Annotated in this window: 1 protein-coding gene; it reads right to left on the bottom strand. The window is 69.6% G+C overall.

Annotated features, from left to right (window positions below; all coding sequences use genetic code 11):
* The coding region (locus tag AC2CHE_RS27035) for a hypothetical protein (protein WP_484507636.1) at window positions 1-227 on the bottom strand (227 nt) is incomplete at both ends.

Raw genomic sequence — 227 nt, 5'->3', positions numbered from 1 at the left:
TGCTGCGGGTTGCGGCGAGTTCGGGGAAGGCTTCCTCCCAGCGATGGCGGAGCTGGGGTGGCAGCCGGAGGGTGGGCCAGAGCCGCCGGAGGAGGTCGGCGTCGAGCCAGGCGTTGAGATCCTCGGCCGTGCTGGCTTCGGTGAGTACCACCTTGTACATGCTGGCCAGGCGTGCGGTCCGGTTCAGGTCGTACTCGGCGTGCCCGGACCAGTCGAGGTGACGCGGA

This window comes from Micromonospora sp. ATLC16 (genome assembly GCF_057196645.1).
The sequence above is the reverse complement of the archived record's forward strand: the minus strand, read 5'-3'. Positions and strand labels throughout refer to the sequence as shown.